The organism is Mycobacterium sp. (assembly GCF_035653355.1).
Classification (GTDB): domain Bacteria; phylum Actinomycetota; class Actinomycetes; order Mycobacteriales; family Mycobacteriaceae; genus Mycobacterium.
This window is the reverse complement of the sequence record NZ_DASRBZ010000201.1, coordinates 1-3633: the sequence shown is the minus strand read 5'-3', so window position 1 is coordinate 3633 and position 3633 is coordinate 1. Positions and strand designations below refer to the sequence as shown.

Below are 3633 nucleotides of genomic sequence, written 5' to 3'. Positions count from 1 at the left end.
GAGCAGCGCCGCGTCGGCTCCGAGCGGCGTCGTCGCTGCCTCGTCGCCGGCGAACACGGCGTTGCCGTCGATCTCGGGTACGGCTCAGGATGGGCAGACGTTGAGTGCGAGTCCGGGCTCGTGGTCGGGGACGCCGCCGCTCTCCTATTCGTATCAGTGGCAGAGCTGTGACCCATCTGGCAACAACTGCGGGAACGTCGCTGGGGCCACCGGCCCGACATATCAGCTGAGTCCCGGGGATGTCGGCACGACCTTGGTGGTCGTCGTCACCGCCGCGAACGGCGCGGGATCGAGCAGCACCGCGTCGATGCCGAGTGGCGTCGTGTCGGCGGAGCCACCTGCAAACACGCTGGCGCCATCGGTATCCGGAACGGCCCAGGACGGTCAGACGCTCAGCGTGGACCCGGGATCCTGGTCGGGGACGCCGCCAATGTCGGTGTCGTATCAGTGGCAGAGCTGCGACCAGAGCGGGAACAACTGCGCGAACGTCGCCGGCGCCACGCAATCGCTGTACCAGCTGGGCCCCGGTGATGTCGGCACGACGCTGGTGGTCGTGGTGACGGCATCCAACGCCGGAGGGTCGACGAGCGTGGCGTCGTCCCCGAGCGCCGTGGTGGTGGCGGCACCCCCGTCCAACGTGGTGGCGCCGTCGGTCGGGGGTTCGGCGGAGGATGGGCAGACGTTGAGTGCGAGTCCGGGGTCGTGGTCGGGGACGCCGCCGCTCTCGTACTCGTATCAGTGGCAGAGCTGTGACCCGACTGGGAACAACTGTGCCAACGTGACCGGAGCGACGGGCCCCACGTACCAGCTGAGCCCGGGGGACGTCGGGACGACGTTGGTCGTGGTCGTGACCGTGACGAACGGTGAAGGATCGAGTAGCGCTGCGTCCGCGCCAAGCGGCGTAGTGGCGCCGGCGCCTCCTGCGAACACGCTGGCTCCGTCCGTATCGGGAACGGCTCAGGACGGTCAGACTCTGACCGCGAACGTGGGGTCGTGGTCGGGAACACCGGCACTCTCCTACTCGTACCAATGGCAGAGCTGCGATCAGAGCGGGAACAACTGCGCCAATGTCGCCGGCGCAACCCAGCCGACCTACCAGCTCGGCCTCGGCGACGTCGGTACCACGCTACAGGTCGTGGTGACCGCATCGAACAGTGTTGGCAGCAGCGATGCAGTCTCAGTTGTCACTCCGGTGGTGATCGCGATCCCGCCATTCAATGCTTACCCACCATCGATTTCCGGAACGGTGCAGATCGGCCAAACCCTGAGTGCTGGCAGCACCGGCATGTGGACAGGCGATCCCGTGACTGCCTACAGCTATCAGTGGCAGAACTGCGATCCGACTGGGAACAACTGCTGGGCGATCGCCGGTGCCACTGGTCCCTCGTACCAGGTTCCTGCCTGGGAGTCGAACGAGACCGTGGAGCTGACCGTAACGGCAAGCAACTCGGGTGGCTCGGCATCCGCGAGCTCGCTCGTGACACAGCCCGTTGGCGGGACTGCGCCCCAGGCGCCCGTCTACTTCCAGTCGAGCATCTTCGCGCAGCCGATTCCGGCAAACGCTCCGCTCGACCCGCAGAGCTCCCAGATGGCGCAGCAACTGACGAACTTGGCGTTCGGGGTAGCGCCAACGGAGACCTACAACTGCCGCCAATCCGTCTACATCCCGTGGACTCAATGGAACTCTGCGCAAGAGACGTACTGTCATCAGGTCAACTCCCGGGCGGACTTCGACGATAACGCCTACTCACCGACGCTCTACATCGTTCCAGCGGGTCAACCCACCGTGACCGTTCAGATACCGAGCAATCCCAACCTGCAGGCGGCGATGCAGGCGGTGCCGATCCCCTCAGGCGCTTACCCGGCCCCAGGCACCGATGGCCAGATGATCGTCTATCAGCCTTCGAGCGACACGATGTGGGAGTTTTGGAGGGCTTATCAGAGCAATGGCCAGTGGTACGCGAGTGCCGGCGGCCGGATACCGCACGTCTCAACCAATGTCGGCTACTACCAGAACATTCCCAACACCAACAACTCGTGCAGCACCAATCCCCAGGTCAAGTACTGTGAGCAGTCGAGTTGGGGCGGGTCGGCGGCCGGGATACCGCTCCTCACCGGTTTGACGACGATCCCACAGCTTCAGAGCGGACAGATCGATCATGCTGTTCTGCTGGCGCTGCCCGATAACGCCGCGAATGTGTGGTCCTGGCCGGCACAGCACAGCGACGGCACAGGTGATTCGATCATCCCTGAAGGCGCTTGGTTCCGGGTCAACCCAAACGTCAACATAGATGCCTGGTTCGCCAGCCTGAACCGTCCAATCGCACCGATCGAGCGAATGCTGGCTCAGGCCATGCAAACCTACGGTGCGGTCGTCGTGAACAGGTCAACCAGCGTCACGGTCGGCAGTGAGAACTGGACCGTGAGCGGAAACGACGTTTTCGACGGGCCAGGCGGCCTGTTCGGCGGGCTCAGCCCGACCCAGTTCATGACCGACCTCCCGTGGGAGGACATGCAGGTGCTGCAGACCAACATGTGCAATGCGATACAGCCCGGATCGCCGCTCTACCAGACGCCATGCAACCCGCCGCAATACATCACGCCAAATCCCAATCCACCAGCCAACAATCCGTGCCCGCCGCCGCTTTCGGTCACTCCACAGGCGGGGCAGACAGCCGGGCCATCGATCACGTTCACGTCGCCAACCTGGCTCTACATGGGCCCGCGGGTTCCGTACAGCGCGGCGGTTACGGACCCCAGCGGCGTGACCCATGTGGACTTCAAGGTCGACGGGCAGCTTCGGTTCGTGAGCACCTATCCGTTCTGCCAGAAGTATGTGTTCGGCGGCCAAGGTGGGTTCTGGGACGCCGAGTCCGAGCCGGCATACGGCTGGCACACGCTTGAAGTGGATGCCTACGACTCATTGGGGCACGAATCGACGGCCTCGGAGATGGTCATCGGCGGCGGGTCGTACGGCAGCGGCGGATAGCGGCACCGCAGCGGCGTCGCGCCGGTCAGCCGACGCGTGTGGCGGGAGCGAGTTGGGCGAGTTGCGGTGCCGGGGGCCGCAGGCGCTCCGGGGCGAGAAGGCTGTATCCATAGGGGTTCACGTCTCGCTCATACGCGGCCGCGGCCCTGGCGTACTCACGTTTGCGCCACGGCCAACGCGGTGAGGTGAACCGCGCGAAGTAGGCAGCGTTCAGTCCTGGCTGCACAGCCCAGCTGCCATCGTGCGCCGGCAGCGAGAGGAAGGCAAACAGGCGATCGAGCTCGGAGCCCGGATCGGCGAGCAGGTCCTCGTATCTGACCACAGCCGTCCGTCCAACGTGAAGCGAGTCCTCCACCAGGTGCTCGTGGGCGCTGACCCAGTGACGCAGTAGCGAGTCGATACTCGTCCGAGACCATTTGCGGGTCGCGAACGACACGGCGATGGGGTGGCGCACCACGACGATGAACCGCGCGGCGGGAAACAGCGCTCGCAGGAAGCGCATCCGGATCAGGTTGGGCGGGGATTTCTCCAGCAGGACTCGCTTCGACGTGTCCCAATAGGGGGTCCAAGCCTCGAGCAGGCGCCGCCCGGCGTCAGGCGTCACGAGCTGTGAGTCCTCTGTCAGTCGTGCCGCCGGGTCGAAC

At 65.2% G+C, this 3633-nt stretch carries 3 protein-coding genes; 1 reads left to right on the top strand and 2 read right to left on the bottom strand.

Features of this window, described 5'->3' with window-relative positions; translation table 11 throughout:
- Positions 1-222: 222 nt before the first annotated feature.
- The gene (locus tag VFA16_RS06875; RefSeq protein WP_324967095.1) at positions 223-348 is read right to left on the bottom strand and encodes a hypothetical protein; all 126 of its coding nucleotides are present in this window, start codon (positions 346-348) and stop codon (positions 223-225) included.
- Between the two features lie 49 nt (positions 349-397).
- Here VFA16_RS06875 and VFA16_RS06870 point away from each other — a divergent pair, with 49 nt between their 5' ends.
- A complete protein-coding gene (locus VFA16_RS06870; RefSeq protein ID WP_324967094.1) occupies positions 398-2989 on the top strand; it encodes a hypothetical protein in 2592 nt (863 codons plus the stop codon).
- Between the two features lie 25 nt (positions 2990-3014).
- On the opposite strand, the gene VFA16_RS06865 is transcribed toward VFA16_RS06870, so the two are convergent.
- A partial coding sequence (locus tag VFA16_RS06865; protein WP_324967093.1) for a sulfotransferase occupies positions 3015-3633 on the bottom strand: 619 nt, incomplete at its 5' end.